The organism is Myxococcus eversor, from assembly GCF_010894455.1.
GTDB classification, from domain to species: domain Bacteria; phylum Myxococcota; class Myxococcia; order Myxococcales; family Myxococcaceae; genus Myxococcus; species Myxococcus eversor.
The window spans coordinates 248,224-262,892 of sequence record NZ_JAAIXY010000015.1; the positions used below are offsets into that span (position 1 = coordinate 248,224).

At 69.1% G+C, this 14,669-nt stretch carries 9 protein-coding genes; 2 read left to right on the plus strand and 7 right to left on the minus strand.

Going from position 1 to position 14,669, the window contains the following annotated elements:
• Positions 1 to 32: 32 nt before the first annotated feature.
• From gspE to G4D83_RS28625, 7 genes are all read right to left on the minus strand, one after another.
• Positions 33 to 1,847, minus strand: coding sequence for a type II secretion system ATPase GspE (gspE, locus tag G4D83_RS28595; protein WP_163868017.1), 1,815 nt, complete (start codon positions 1,845 to 1,847; stop codon positions 33 to 35).
• Positions 1,848 to 1,853: 6 nt separating this feature from the next.
• Positions 1,854 to 4,448 carry a type II secretion system secretin GspD gene (gspD, locus tag G4D83_RS28600; protein ID WP_163868018.1) on the minus strand — a complete coding sequence of 865 codons (2,595 nt, stop codon included), beginning with the start codon at positions 4,446 to 4,448 and terminating at the stop codon, positions 1,854 to 1,856.
• A 24-nt stretch (positions 4,449 to 4,472) separates the two neighbouring features.
• A complete protein-coding gene (gspC, locus tag G4D83_RS28605; RefSeq protein ID WP_163868019.1) occupies positions 4,473 to 5,378 on the minus strand; it encodes a type II secretion system protein GspC in 906 nt (301 codons plus the stop codon).
• 193 nt (positions 5,379 to 5,571) lie between these two features.
• Entirely contained in the window at positions 5,572 to 6,966 is a 1,395-nt protein-coding gene (locus G4D83_RS28610) for a sigma-54-dependent transcriptional regulator (protein ID WP_163868020.1), read from the minus strand.
• A gap of 31 nt (positions 6,967 to 6,997) precedes the next feature.
• Positions 6,998 to 8,023 (minus strand): ParB N-terminal domain-containing protein, encoded by a 1,026-nt coding sequence (locus tag G4D83_RS28615; RefSeq protein ID WP_163868021.1) that lies wholly within the window; start codon positions 8,021 to 8,023, stop codon positions 6,998 to 7,000.
• Positions 8,024 to 8,146: 123 nt separating this feature from the next.
• Complete coding sequence (locus tag G4D83_RS28620; RefSeq protein WP_163868022.1) at positions 8,147 to 9,493, minus strand: TldD/PmbA family protein; 1,347 nt, start codon at positions 9,491 to 9,493, stop codon at positions 8,147 to 8,149.
• A gap of 18 nt (positions 9,494 to 9,511) precedes the next feature.
• Complete coding sequence (locus tag G4D83_RS28625; protein WP_163868023.1) at positions 9,512 to 10,993, minus strand: TldD/PmbA family protein; 1,482 nt, start codon at positions 10,991 to 10,993, stop codon at positions 9,512 to 9,514.
• Positions 10,994 to 11,165: 172 nt separating this feature from the next.
• On the opposite strand from G4D83_RS28625, the gene G4D83_RS28630 reads away from it, so the two are divergent.
• Positions 11,166 to 13,292, plus strand: coding sequence for an FHA domain-containing protein (locus G4D83_RS28630; RefSeq protein WP_163868024.1), 2,127 nt, complete (start codon positions 11,166 to 11,168; stop codon positions 13,290 to 13,292).
• A 40-nt stretch (positions 13,293 to 13,332) separates the two neighbouring features.
• The gene (locus tag G4D83_RS28635; RefSeq protein ID WP_163868025.1) at positions 13,333 to 14,664 is read left to right on the plus strand and encodes a cyclic nucleotide-binding domain-containing protein; all 1,332 of its coding nucleotides are present in this window, start codon (positions 13,333 to 13,335) and stop codon (positions 14,662 to 14,664) included.
• The last annotated feature ends 5 nt before the right edge of the window (positions 14,665 to 14,669 follow it).

Consider the following 14,669-nt stretch of genomic DNA (forward strand, 5'->3'; position numbering starts at 1 on the left):
GACCCCGGCTCCCCCCAGGGAGGAGCTGTCGGTTACATGTCCTCCTGGGTGATGCTCAGCACTTCGGCGATGGTCGTCTCGCCCAGGGCAATCTTCCTCGCACCGTCCTCCAGCAGGGTGATCATCCCCTTGCTGGTGGCGGACTTCTTGATGGTGGAGGCGTCCACGTTCTTCAGCACCAGCTGGCGCACGTCGTCGTCCACGGGCAGGAACTCGTAGATGCCCGTGCGGCCTCGGTAGCCGTTGCGATTGCACGTGGGGCAACCCACCGCCTTGTAGATGCGGTCCGTCCCGTAGCGCGCCTTGAACGAAGCCAGCGAGTGCCCCAGCTCCTTCAGCTCCACGTCCGTGGGCGTGTAGGCCACGCGGCAGTCGGGGCACACCCGGCGCACCAGTCGCTGGGCGAGGATGCCGGTGAGCGACGAGGCCACCAGGAAGGGCTCCACGCCCATGTCCACCAGACGGGTGACGGCGCCCGCCGCGTCGTTGGTGTGGACCGTGGAGAGCACCAGGTGGCCCGTGAGGGACGCCTGGATGGCGATCTCCGCCGTGTCCTTGTCCCGAATCTCGCCGACCATGATGACGTCCGGGTCCTGGCGGAGGAACGAGCGCAGGCCCTGGGAGAAGGTGAGGCCGATCTTCGGGTTGATGGCCATCTGGCCAATACCCTTGAGCTGGTACTCGACCGGGTCCTCGACGGTGAGGATGTTCAGGTCGGAGGTATTGATCTTCGACAGGGCGCCGTAGAGCGTCGTCGTCTTGCCGGAGCCCGTGGGGCCGGTGACGAGGACGATGCCGTGCGAGCGCTTGATGACCGCCTCCATCGCGTGGAGCGTCACCTGGCTCATGCCAATCTCGGCCAGGTCCAGCAGCGTCGCCGTCTTGTCCAACAGACGCATGACGATGCGCTCCCCGTTGGTGGTGGGGATGGTGGACAGGCGGATGTCGATGTCGCGGCCGGCCAGCTTGATGCGGATGCGGCCGTCCTGCGGCAGGCGCTTCTCCGCGATGTTGAGCTGCCCCATCACCTTCACGCGGCTGACGATGGCGTTCTGGTAGCGCTTGGGCGGCTTGATGACTTCCTGGAGCACACCATCCACGCGGAAGCGCACCAGCAGCTCGCGCTCCATGGGCTCGATGTGGATATCGCTCGCGCGCTCCTTGGCGGCGCGGAAGAGCACGGAGTTCACCAGCCGGATGACCGGCGCCTCGTCGTCCGTGTCCAACAGGTCCTGCGGCTCGTCCAGCTCGTGCGCGAGCGCGTCCAGGTCCTGCGTCTCCATCTCGTCGACCAGCTGCTCGGCCTCGTTGATGGAGCGGTCATAGACGCTGTTGATGGCGTCGGTGATGGTGGAGGCCAGCGCGAGCCGGGGGCTGATGCTCTGCCCCAACAGCAGCCGCGCGTGGTCCATGGTGGACGTGTCCAGCGGGTCCGCCACCGCCAGCACCACCGTGTCACCCTCCACGGACAGCGGGAGGATGTGCGACTGCTTGGCGAAGTTGATGGGGATGCGCTTGACGAGCTCCGCGTCCACCTCCTCCGTGAAGATGCGCGCCAGGTAGGGCAGGTCCAACTGGTGCCCCAGGGCCTTGACGACATCCTCCTCGGAGACCGCCTTGAGGCCCACCAGCACCTCACCGATGCGCCCGCCCTTCTCCTCCTGGGTGGCGAGCGCCTCGCGGAGCTTCTCCTCGGTGAGCGAGGGGACGAGCGCGCGGAGGATCTCCCCCAGGGGCCTTCCACAGAGGAAGGCCTGCCCGTGGGAGACGACCTGGGTGGAGTCGTTCCGAGCGGCGGTCGCGCCAGATGCGATGGTGGCGAGAGTGGGGTCGGCGGTCACGTTCATGGGCTCTTAGTTCCCCGATTCAGGCTGGATGCGCAGACGCTCTGGCGACGCGTCTCCGGAGGACTCCGGAGCCGGCGCTTCGGGCGTCGGGGCCGCGGGGGGTGACTCTTCGGAACCCCTGGGGGGCGGTGCTGCTTCCCGCACCTCGGGTTCACGCGACTGGGTAGGCGTGGGCCGCGCGGGCTGCGTGGTGTTCTGGCGAGCAGGCGCCGGATTCTGGCCCGCGCCGGGCCCGATGATGCGCTCCCCATTCAGGCCGGGGCCGCCGTTCTCCGCGCGGTTGCGCTCCCGGATGACGGCCTGGTTCATGCGCGACAGCGGACCGGGCTTGCGGCTGAAGTCCACCGCCACGTCGTAGCCCGGCACCTGGCCGTAGAACTGCTCCACGAACTGCTGACGCTCCTTCATCTTGCGCTCGAAGATGATGCGGAAGTCCTCCGGGCCCCGGATGATGTAGGGCGTCAGGAACAGGAGCAGGTTCGTCTTCGTCTTCTTGCGCGAAGTCTCGCGGAAGAAGTTGCCGATGATGGGGATGTCTCCCAGCACCGGGACCTTGGTGACGGACTCAATCGTGCGGTCCTGCATGATGCCGCCCAGCACCACCGTCTCCTGGTCCTTGGCGATGACCGTCGTCTTCGCGCTGCGCTTGCTCGTCGTCGGACCGAGCACCGGGTCATTGGAGGCGATCTCCTCCGTCTGCTCGGTGATGACCATGCGGATGTAGTCGCTGTCGTTGATCTGCGGCTTGACGGTCAGCTTCAGCTCGACGTTCTGGCGCTGGATGGGCGCGTAGAGCGAGCCCAGTCCGCCCAGGCCGGCGAGCAGCGACGGGTTGAGGCCACCCGCCGCACCGCCAGCGGCCCCGCCCACCTGGGAGCCCAGCGAGGAGGGCGAGAAGCCGGACTGGAAGGGCACGTTCTGGCCCACCGTGATTTCCGCCTCCTCGTTGTCGCTGGTGAGGATGTGCGGGGTGGAGAGCACGTTGACGTCGGAGCTCTGCTGCATCGCGTGCAGCACCACGCCGAAGGCGGGGATGTCCAGGCCGAGCTTCTCCAGCGCCGGAATCACCGGGCCCTGCAGACCCGCGAGGAAGCCGCCGAAGGACGCCAGGTTCGCCAGGCTCAGCGAGGGCGGAAGTCCCTGGCCGCCGTTGTTGGTGCCAATCAGGCCGGGCGCCGCGCCCCTGTCGGTCTGGAGCGCGAAGCCGCTGTGCAGGTTGACGCCGAACTCGGCGTTGCGGTCCAGGTTCACCTCCATGATGACGGCCTCGACGAACACCTGGCGGCGCGGCGTGTCGAGCTGCTGGATGACCTGGACGATGTTCTTGTAGTCCGTCTGGCTGGCGACGATGACCAGCGAGTTGGTGCCCTTGTCCGCCGAAATCTTCACCTCGCCGCTGAACAGCTCCGCCGCCTGGGTGGTGCCGGTGGGACGGGGGACGCCCTGGGGCATGTTCGGCATCGGCGAGCGCGGCCGGTTCGCGGTGCCCTGGGCCAGCGACTGGAGCGTGCTGGCCAGCTCCTCCGCGTTGGCGTTCTCCAGGTAGTAGACGTTGATGCGGCCGCCCGTGCCGGAGGGGATGTCGATCTGCGTGACGATGTCCTGGATGCGCTCGAACGCGGCGGGGCTGGCCACGATGATGAGCTTGTTGGTGCGCTCGTCCGGGATGATCTGCGACAGCGTCACCGGGCCCGCGGAGGCCTCCTGGCCGCCCGAGGCGGGCTGCGCGATGACCTCACCGCCCGGCTGGCCCGGCGTGCTGCCCGGGGTGAACGTCCCGGGGCGCTGGCCGGGGCGGGCGCCCTTGGCCTCGAAGAGGCGCTGCACCGTGGTGGCCACGTCCTGCGCGGACGCGTACTGCACCTGGATGACCCGCAGCTCGTCGCTGGCCGCGCGCGTGTCCAACTGGTTGATGAGGCGCTCCAGTCGGTGGATGTTGGAGCCCACGTCGTTGACGATGATGGTGTCCGGCGGATACGGGATGGTGTCGCCGTCCTTGGACACCAGTTGCTGCAGCACCCCGCGCAGCGGCTCCACCTCCACGTTGCGGATGCGGAACAGCTTGGTGATCATCTGCTCGTTGGTGGTGTACGGCTGCTCGTCGTCGACGATGGTGGGGATGGGGTTCTGCTTCGCCGAGCGCTTGTCGACGATCTTCATGAAGCGGCCGTACTGGTACGCGGCGAGCCCGTTGGCGTCGAGCGATGCCAGGAAGGCGGAGTAGAACGCGTCCGCGTCCACTTCGACGCGGCCGTTCTCCGGGCCGATGATGGAGATCTTTCCGCGCACGTTCTCCGGAAGGATGAAGGTGCGGCAGGTGGCGTCGGCGACCGTCTGGACGAGCTTTTCGATCTCCACCTTGTCGAAGTAGATGCCGTAGCGCGCGTTGCGCCGGGCCTCCTCGCACGTGGGCGTGCGCCGTGAACCCGGGTTGGACTCGTCGGCGCCCGTGGGCGACGACTGGGGAGTGATGGTCCGCTCACCCGGCGCCGCGGGTGCGGCGGGCGCGGAGGAGCCGGGCGGGGGGGGGCGGCGCTGGGCCTGCGCGGGGACGGCGAGCGCGAGGCAAAGGCAGAGCATCCAGGACGGGAGCGTCTTCATGGAGGAGCGGGCGCGGCGTGGGGTTTAACGGACGTTGTAGGACTTGCGGATCGGCGCGCCGTTGCGCTCGATCTCGATTTCGATGCGGGATGAGTCCTTCATCTTCGAATAGACCTCGAGCGCCTTCTCGGGGCTGTTGAGGTCGAATCCGTTGATGCGGCGGATGACGTCGCCGTTCTGGACTCCAATCTTGGAGTAGATGGAGTCCGGGCGGATGGAGAAGAGCTTGAACCCCACGGCCTGCCCGTCCTTGAAGGCGGGAACGATGCGCGCCTGCATGGCGACGTCGTTGAGGTTGTTGAGCGTCTTGTCGATTTCCGCGCGCGGCACTTCGTACTCGTTGTCGCTGACCGCGCGGATGCCACTGGTGGACGCGGTGTTCGCCTGCGCCACCGGAGGCGTGGGCGGCGTGAAGGCCTGAGCGCCGTCGCCCGGGTTGCCGTCGATGAACTCCTTGCGGCCCCCGTTGACGATGATGACGCGCTCACGCTCGATTTCGAGCACGGTGGCGCCCTGCAGGGCATTGCCCACCATGTACGTCTGCGAGCGCTGGGTGACCATGTCCTGGATGGAAGCGAAGGACCAGTCAGGGTTGCCGGCGACGAGCGTGCCGAGCAGCTTCACGCGAAGGCCACTCTTCACCGGGGCCGCGTTGGGGTCGACCTGAGGAGCGGTGGGTTCAGCCACCGCGACCTCCGGCTCCGGAATCTTGATGCCAGTCACCCGGGACAGCTGCTCCATGTCCGGCAGCGCCAGTGCGGACTGGGCTGGCCGGGCGTTGGCGGGCGCGCGCGAGGCGGCCCCCGACGTGGGCACCGGGGAGATGGCGGACTCGACGAACAGGTTCACCGTCTTCGCCGCCAACAGCGCGACGAGGAGGACGAACAGCAGGTTCACCGTCCAAAAGTATTTTCGAAAGAAGAGTTCCATCACGCTTCCGAGAGAAAGCCGAACTGGTGGAGAGCAAGCCAGGTGCCACCGCGGGCCAGTGGGGCCAATCAACGGGGACGGCCAAGCGCTCGAAATTATTCCGGAATGAAGGGCCGCTCCGGGCGACTGAGCGAGCTGCCCCGAGCCTTGGGACAAATTGTCAAAGCCAGGTGGGGGCCTCTGTGACGGCCTGTCAGTCCTCGCTTCCGCCGGTGGAGGGCTCGCCGCCGTTGGACTGCTCGCGCTCCAGCTTGCGGTAGATGGTGCGGGCCGCGATGCCCAGCAGCCGGGCGGCCAGCGTCTTGTCGCCCTTGGTGTGGCGCAGCGTTTCGTGGATCACCCGCCGCTCCACCTCTTCCATGGGTGTCCCAATGGGAATCACCAGCTGGGAGGCGGCGCCGAGCGGGCCCTTGCGCACCGATTCGGGCAGGTCGCTGACCTCCAGCACCTCGCCCCGCGCCAGCACCACCGCGCGCTCGACGGCGTGCTCCAGCTCCCGCACGTTGCCGGGCCAGGCGTAGTTCTCCAGCGTCTGGAGCGCCTCCGGGGAGAAGCCGCGCAGCACCTTGCCGTTCTTCGCGGCGAAGCGGCGCAGGAACGCGTCCGCCAGCAGGGGGATGTCCTCCCGGCGCGAGGCCAGCGCGGGGACGCGGATCTCCACCACGTTGAGGCGGTAGTAGAGGTCCTCGCGGAAGCGGCCATCCGCCACCTCCTTCTGGAGGTCCTTGTTGGTGGCGGCCACCAGGCGCACGTCCACCTTCACGATTTGCGTGCCGCCCAGCCGCTCGATTTCGCCCTCGGCCAGCGCGCGCAGGAGCTTCACCTGGGCGGGCAGCGGCATCTCTCCGATTTCATCCAGGAAGAGGGTGCCGCCGTGGGCGCGCTCGAAGCGGCCCTCGCGACGGGCCACCGCGCCGGTGAAGGCGCCGCGCTCCACGCCGAACAGCTCCGCCTCCAGGATGTTCTCCGGCAGCGCGCCGCAGTTGACGGCGACGAAGGCGCCCTTGGCCCGGCTGGAGAACTCGTGCACCGAGCGCGCGGCCAGCTCCTTGCCGGTGCCGGACTCGCCCAGGAGCAGCACCGTGGCGGTGGAGGGCGCCGCCTGGCGGATGGTGTCCAGCATGGCGCGGAAGGCGGGGGACTGGCCCACCATGGTGCGCCCGCCCGCGGCGCTCATCTCCGCCAGCTTCGCCTTGAGCGTCTGGTTCTCCGAGACGAGGGCCCGCTTCTCCAGCGCCTTCTGCACCGCCTTCACCAGCGAGTGGCGCTTGAGGGGCTTGGTGATGAAGTCGTAGGCGCCGTCCTTCATCGCCGCCACGGCCGTCTCCACCGTGCCGTAGGCCGTCATCAGCACCACCTCCACGTCGGGGCGGATGGTGCGCGCCGCGCGGAGCAGCTCCTGCCCGTCCATGCCGGGCATCATCAAGTCGGTCACCATCACCGTGACTTCGGGCCGGCGCAGGAGCTCCAGCGCCTCCGTCCCGTTGGCGGCCGACAGCGTGGCCATGTTCTCCCGCTGGAAGATGCGCGTCACGGAGTCAAGGTTGGCGCGGTCGTCGTCGACGACAAGAACGGTGGAGGTGGTCATGTCGGGCGCCGCTTCTTGCAATCCCCGTTCCCTAGCCGTGGTCCTCGTCCGACTCAACAGGGCCACCGCCCATCCGGCCGATGTCCTCGCGTTTGACGGACTCCAGGTTGAACTTGAGCGCGCTGGCCAGCATCCGGTCCAGCGTCTCGTCGAAGTCGGGCTTGCCGCCATTCTTGCGGAAGCGCAGGAAGTTGATGCGGGCGACGACGAAGTTCTTCAGGTAGGGGCTCTGCATGCCCCGCTCCTTGAGGCCGTTGACGACGGCCACCACTGCGTCGTCCAGCTCCAGGAGCCGGTCCGCCCGGGCCTCGCGAAGGGCGAGCGCGTCGACGAGCGGCTTGTCGAGGAAGTCCTCCACCACCTTGACGAAGGGGTGGTAGGCGCCCGCGGAGAAGCGGGGGCGCTTCTCGTACGCGGCGCCCAGCGTGACGAAGGCGGGCTCCTCGAACAGGTGCGCGAAGGCGGTCTCCTTGCCCGCGCGGCCCGCGCCGACGAGGCCCCGGTACATGCGGACCACCTCCAGCGAGCGCTCCTTGAGGTTGTGGGCCTTCTCCGTGTTGAGGGCGAGGATTTGATAGGCCACGTCCTCGTCGGGGAGCAGCAGCGCGATGATGGACTTGGCGCCCAACAACTTGCTCGCGTGCAGGCGGTGGTTGCCGTTGGGCGTCCAGTACTTGCCGTCCTTGCGCACGGCGATGACGGGGTCCAGGAACCGGTCCAATCGCTCCATGGCGCTGGCGAGCCGCTTCACGTGGGGCTCGGACAAGTCCCGCTGATACGGCGTGGGCTCCACCAGGTCGATGGGCAGCACCGCGAGCACCACCGGGTGGCCTCCCAACGGCTCGCGGTAGACGCCGAGCACCTCGCCGCCATCGGTGCGCACGGCCTCGAGGATTTCGATGGGGTACTCCACCGAGTCGCTGGCCACGTCCGCGGGCGTCAGGCCCCGGGACCTGGGGTCCGCCTTCTTGCGGCGGGGCTTGCGAGGGGTGCTGCTCTTTGCCGGCTTCGCCTTCGGGGCGGCGGCCGTCTTTTTCCGTGCGGACTTCGCTGCCATGGGTGCGCCCTCCTGCGCTGCGGACGAAAGGTGTAGCCGGAGGCCCTGACATGCGCCTCCCCCAACGAGTGGGGGAGGGTGGCCTCTCGCGTCGCCCACGCTAAAGGGACGCGGGAGGTAGGGCTACTCTCCCGAGAGGGTGAGCTGCCGGAAGCGGACAGTGGGCGCGCCCACCGTGCCACCCCGGAACTGCAGGTCGTTTCCGATGCCGTCCATGTCCTGGAGCATCTTCAAGACGTTGCCGGCCACCGTGACTTCCTGCACCGCGTGCGTCAGCTCGCCGTTCTCGATCCACAGGCCGTTGGCGCCCGCGGACAGCTCTCCCGTGACGGGGTTGGCCCCGTGGCCGAGCAGCGACGTGACGTAGAAGCCCCGGTCCACCTCGCGGATGAGCTGCTCGGGCGGAGTGGTGCCCGCTTCCAGATACAGGTTGCTGGTGCCGATGGAGGGCTGCGCGTTGTAGCCGCGCTTGGCGTTGCCCGTGGGTCGCGCCTTCGCCTTGCGCGCGGTGAAGGCGTCGTAGAGGAAGTTCGACATCACGCCCCGGTCGATGATGGGGGTGCGCCGGGTGGGCACTCCCTCTCCGTCGAAGGGCGCCGTGGAGAGGCCCCGGGGCAGCAGGCCGTTGTCCACCAGCGTGACGTGCTCGCTCGCGAGCCGCTTGCCCTGGAGCGAGGCCAACATGCTGGCCTGCTGGTGCACGGCGTTGCCGCTGGCAGCCCTGGCCACGCCCGACACGAAGGACGCGGTGACGAGCGGGTCGAAGAGCACCGGCACCTGCTGCGTCTTCACGCGCTTCGCGCCCAGCATCCGCACCGCGCGCCGAGTCGCCTCGCGGCCGATGGACTCCGGCGGCTCCAGGTCCGCGAGGAAGCGCTTGTAGTCCAGCCAGTAGCCCTTCTGGAGCTGGCCGTCCGCTGCGGCCACCGGCATCGCGAACAGGTACACGTACGTGCCCGAGTAGCCCCCGGCCATGCCCTCCGACGACGCGACGTACACCTCGGACACGAAGTCCCCGGCGCCCACCGCGTTGAATGTCGTCACGCGCGAGTCCTCCGCGCGCCCCGCCTTCTCCATCTCCAGCGCGGCCTTCACCTTCCAGTCGCCGGGCAGGTTGGCCACGGCCGCGTCGTACAGCTCGCCCGTGTCGCCGAAGCGGCCCAGCTCCTTCACGCCGGGCAAGCCGTTGAGCTTGTTGGGCGCGGCGGCCTGGGCCAGCTTCAGCGCCTGGTCCACGAGGAGGTCCAGGCCCGAGGGCTCGAAGTCCGACGTGAAGGCGAAGCCGAGCCGGCCCTTCACCACGACGCGCAAGCCCACGCCCTTGGACGTGGACTGGGTGAGGTCTTCAATCTGTCCCTCGCGCACGCGCACGCTGCTCTGGCGGCCCACCTCCAGGAACGCCTCCGCCTGGCTGGCGCCCTTCTTCGTGGCGCGCTGGACAATCTTCTTCGCGAGCTTCTGGTAGTCCATGGTGTCTGGCGCTCTCTCTCAACCGACCTGGGTTCCGCCGACGGTGACGTTGTCGATGCGCACCGTGGGCAGTCCCACGCCCACCGGTATCGACTGCCCGTTCTTCCCGCACACGCCCATGCCCGGGTCTGGCTGCGGGTCATTCCCCACGCGGGACACGTTCTTCAGCGCCTCCGGCCCCACGCCGATGAGGATGGCGTTCTTCACCGGACGGCCCAGCTTGCCGTCTTCAATCTGGTACGCCTCGCTCACCTCGAAGACGAAGTTGCCGTTGCTGATGTCCACCTGTCCTCCGCCGAAGGTCGCGCAGTACAGCCCGCGCTTCACCTCCTTGAGGATGTCGCCGGGGTGGTGGTTGCCCGGCGCGAGGAACGTGTTCGTCATGCGCGGAATGGGCAGGTGCCGGAAGGACTCGCGCCGCCCGCTGCCCGTGGAGCGCTGCCCCATCAGCTTCGCGTTGAGGGTGTCGTAGAGGTAGCCCTTGAGCACCCCGTTCTCGATGAGGACCTTGCGCTCGCCCGGAGTGCCCTCATCGTCGATGTTGATGGAGCCGCGCCCGCTGGACACCGTGCCGTCGTCGATGACGGTGACGAGCTCGGAGGCGACCTTCTCTCCCAGTTTGCCGGCGAACAGCGACGTGCCCTTGCGGATGAAGTCCGCCTCCAGGCCGTGGCCCACCGCCTCGTGCAGGAGGATGCCGCTCCAGCCGGGCGCCAGCACCACCGTCTGCGGGCCCGCCGCGCAGTCCACCGCGCCGATGGTCGCCACCGCCTGCCGCGCCGCCTCACGCCCCACGTCCTCCGGCGGGAAGGTGGCCCAGTGGGTGAACGGCACCCGGCCGCCGCCGCCGTACGAGCCCGTGCTCCGCTCGTTCTTCTTGCCCTGCGCCACCACCTGGATGGACATGCGGCACAGGTCCTGGGTGTCCTCGGAGTAGCGGCCCTCCGTGTTGGCCACCGCGATTCGCCGCGTCTGGTCCACGTAGACGCCGTTGACCTGCGTCACCCGCGAGTCGAAGGCCCGCGCCGCCTGGTCCGCGCGCGTCAGCAGGGACGCCTTGAGTGACACCTCCACATCCGACAGCGGGGTGGGAACGCGGTAGTGGCTGGGCACCGCGACGCGGGAGACCGGGAAGGACCGCTCCGAGCCCTGGCCCTGGGCAATCATCGCCGCCGTGGAGGCGGCCCGCAGCAGCGCCGGCTCGTCCCAGTCGTCGGAGAAGGCGTAGCCCACCTTGCCGCCGGAGATGACCCGCACGCCCACGCCCTGGACCAGGCCCGTCTGCGCGCTTTTGATTCGCGACTCCTCCAGCGCCACGCTGGTGCTGTGGGTGCGCTCCACGTAGACCTCCGCGAAGTCACCCCCGCGCTCCATGGCCACCGCCAGCAGGCGCTCGAGCAGCGCCTGGGGCAGCAGGGGGGCGGGCGAGGGCTGCCGGACCGCCGGGGGGGCGAGCTGGGAAGAAGGGGCGCGTCGGGTCGGCGCGGACGCTCGGGGCATTCGGAAACTCCCTCGGTGAAGCGTTGGGGGTGTGGAAACCTACATAGGAGGGGAAATCTCCCGGAGCAACGGACAATGGCCCCCGTTCTTTCCCCAGAGGCGGGCCTGTCGCATTCCCACCGTGGGTGCGCCGCTTTAAGATGCCGAGCGTTTCGAACCTGGACCCCACCCCATGCCTGCTCGTCCTCCATCCACTCCTCGCGCTGGCGCCGGCCGTTCCGGCGGTGACGCGGGGGCGGACTCTCCATCGGCGAAGCCGTCAGCCCGGGCTCGCCCTCCGCGCGAGGCGTCGCCCGCCGACGAGGATTTCGCCGCACCTCCCTCCGGGGATGATGGCCCCGATGGCCCCGATGGCCCCGCGAACCCGGAGCTGTACGGTGACGCGCAGCCTCCGCGCTCCCGCACGGACGAGACGCGCGTGGGCGCCGTACCCGAGTCGCGCGAGGAAGAGGCGCGCCGCGACGACGATGACGACAACTCCGAGTCCACGCGCGCGGGCCCGCCGGTGCAGATGCTGGTGCTGGCGGGGCCGGACCGGGGGCGCAAGAAGCGCTTCCAGGGCGTGCGGATGGTGGTGGGGCGCGGCAAGGACTGCGACTTCGTGCTCGACGACCAGTCGGTGTCGCGTCGGCACCTGGAGCTCGTCTACGGCCAGGCCGGCGTGGCGATGCGGGATCTGGGCAGCATCTCCGGCACCCAGGTGAATGATCAGCGCGTGGACGAGTGCCTCCTCAAGCACGGCGACGAAATCGCCATGGGGAAGACGCGCCTGCGCTTCGTGGACGAGGCGGAGCAGATCAAGGAGATGCGCGCCCAGGCGGAGGCGCGAGAGGCGGAGGAGAAGCGCGAGCGCGAGGAGGCCGCCAAGGAGAAGGATGAAGCCCGGAAGGCGGCGGGCGCGGCGCGGGGTACAGACGTGGATCCGAATGATCCCCGGCTGAACGAGATGACCAACGCCAACTACCGCGTGCCGGAGTCCCTCCAGGACAAGGGGACGAACAACAAGGGCAAGGGCGCCATCGCCATCCCCCGTCCCCGGCCGCCTCCCAGGAGCGCCGTCACGGGCGGTGGGGCGAACTCGAAGACGAAGCTGCTCATCGGCGTGGGCGGCGGCGTGGTGGTGTTGCTGATGATGGGCCTCTTGTTCAGCCCCTCGGCGCCTCCGCCGCCTCCTCCGGTGGACCCGAACATCGATCGCGCGAAGCTCCTGATGCAGAAGGCGCGCGAGGCGGTGCGGGCGGATGACTACGCCAACGCGGTGCGGCTCGTCGAAGAGGCGGAGAAGCTGCGGCCGGGCGCGGACGAGGAAGGCCTGGGCCGGGCGGCGAGCAAGCAACTGGAGGTCATCCAGGCCTTCGACAACGTGCGCGCGCTGATGACGGCCAATCAGTTCGACGAGGCTCGCGCGAAGCTGGAGGCCGCGCCGCAGGGCACGGCCAAGATGGACGACATCCGCCGCAAGCTGGAGACGGAGCTGGAGGAGAAGGACGCCGCGTATCGCATCCAGCAGATGGAGGAGGCGCTCGCGGCTCGGGACCCGGAGGCGGCCCGGCCGCTGCTGCCGCGGGTGCCGGACCTGAACCGGCCGGCCTACTCGCAGAAGCTCCTGGACCTGGAGGCGGAGCTGGCGAAGGAGTCCGCGGACGGCGCGCGCAGGGACCGGGCCAACCGCGAGCGCGCCGCGATGAACGCCAAGGAGCAGCGCAAGCTCTTCCTCGAGGAGGCCTTCACCGACGTGGAGCGCCGCTTCAATGGCGGGGACTACACGCGCGCGGTGCTCGAGTGCGACCGTGTCACGGAGAAGTACAAGACGGAGAAGGACGTGAAGGATAGGGCGCGCCAGTTGAAGACGCTCATCCCCCAGTTCCAGCGCTCGCTGGACGACGCGCAGAAGAAGCTGGCGTCCAACGCGCTGGAGTCCGCGTCCAAGCCCCTGCGTCGGGCGGCGGAGCTGTACCGTCAGATTGGCTTCCAGGGCTCGCTGGGCAACACGCTGGATGAACAGCTCGCGTCGGCGGCGCTGGCGGCGGGACAGGCCGCGCTGAAGAAGGGCGACCTGGCGGGCGCGGGGATGAACTTCCGCGAGGCCCTGCGGCTCAACCCCGGGGACCGGCGGGCCCGCGACGGCCTGGACGAGCTGCAGAAGAAGGTGGAGGAGCTCTACATGCGCGCATATATCGAGCGCGACAGGGACCCCGCGTCCGCGGCGGTGAAGTTCAAGATTGTCATCGAGACAGCGCCCGACGGCTCGGATACGAAGCGCAAGGCCGAGATGTACTTGAGCGAGATGCAGCCGTGAGCGGCCCTGCCTCAACAACGAAGGTTCGTGGAGGGATGGGATGAGCGAGTCGTCGCTGCGTGAACTCGGAATGGACCTCATCGAGGAGCGCCAGTTCGAGCGCGCCCTCGCCGTGTTCGCGGAGGCCGTACGTCGCGTCCCCGCGGACCACCGCTCGCGGATGATGGCGGCCCGGTGTCTGGCGGAGCTGGGCGAGCGTGAGCGCGCCGTCACGTCGTACCACGCGTGCGCGGAGGGCCTGTTGCGCCGCGACTACCTGCTGTCCGCCATGGCCGCGTGCAAGCAGGCCCTGGACCTGGCGCCCAACGAGCGGCGCCTGAAGGACACGTTGATTCGCGTCCACTCGCGCGCGGTGCGCAGCGCCCCGGGTCGCGCCGCCGTGCCCCCGCCGCTGCCGCCGGAGACGCTGTACGACGGCAAGGTGGAGACGGACCTGATGGGCCTCGTCGGCGAGGAGCTGTCCAACCGCGCCATCGAGGTGCTGGCCGCGCCGGACCCGGGCGGCTCGGCGGACCCCAACAGCCGGCCCCCGCTGCCGTTGTTCGCCGACCTGGACCGCGAGGCCTTCATCGACCTGGTGGTCCTCATGGCCTGGCGCCGGGTGCGGCCCGAGGAGGTGGTGAGCCGCGAGGGCGAGCCGACCGACCACCTCTACGTGCTCGTCGCGGGCAAGGCCGAGGTGACGCGGCAGATGGACGGCGAGGCGAGGACGCTGGGCTTCCTCGGCGGCGGCTCCATCTTCGGCGAGATTGCCCTGCTGACGGGCGCGACTCCCACCGCGACGGTGTCCGCCGTGTCCGACACGGAGGTCTTCGAGATTCGCCGTGAGCACCTCAACGCGGTGGCCAAGAGTCACCCGGCCGTCCCGCAGATTCTCGCGGACTTCGCGCAGCAGCGCATGGCGCGAAACCTCATGGCGACCTCGCCCATGTTCCAGACGCTGCCGGAGTCCGAGCGCGGGGCGATGCTCCAGCGCTTCTCCTTCCGCGCGCTCCAGGCGAACGAGAAGGTGCTGGTGGAGGGCGAGCACTCGCCGGGCCTGTTCCTCGTCCTGGCCGGAGAGCTGGTGGTGCAGAAGGAGGACCCGGCGGGCGGCACGGTGACGCTGGGCGTGCTGCGCGAGGGCGACGTGGCAGGGGAAATCTCCCTGCTGTCGGGCCTGCGCGCGTCCGCCACCGTGGCGGCCACGCGCAAGACGGCGGCGGCCTACCTGGAGCGCAACGCGTTCCACGAGCTGGTCCGGACCTTCCCTCACATCCGCACGTACCTGGAGCAGCTTTCGGAACGCCGCCTGAAGCAGATTGGCGAGGCGCTCCGGCCGCTGGAGATCATCGACGCGGACGAGCTGGTGCTCGAGACCGAGGCGGCGTGAGGAGC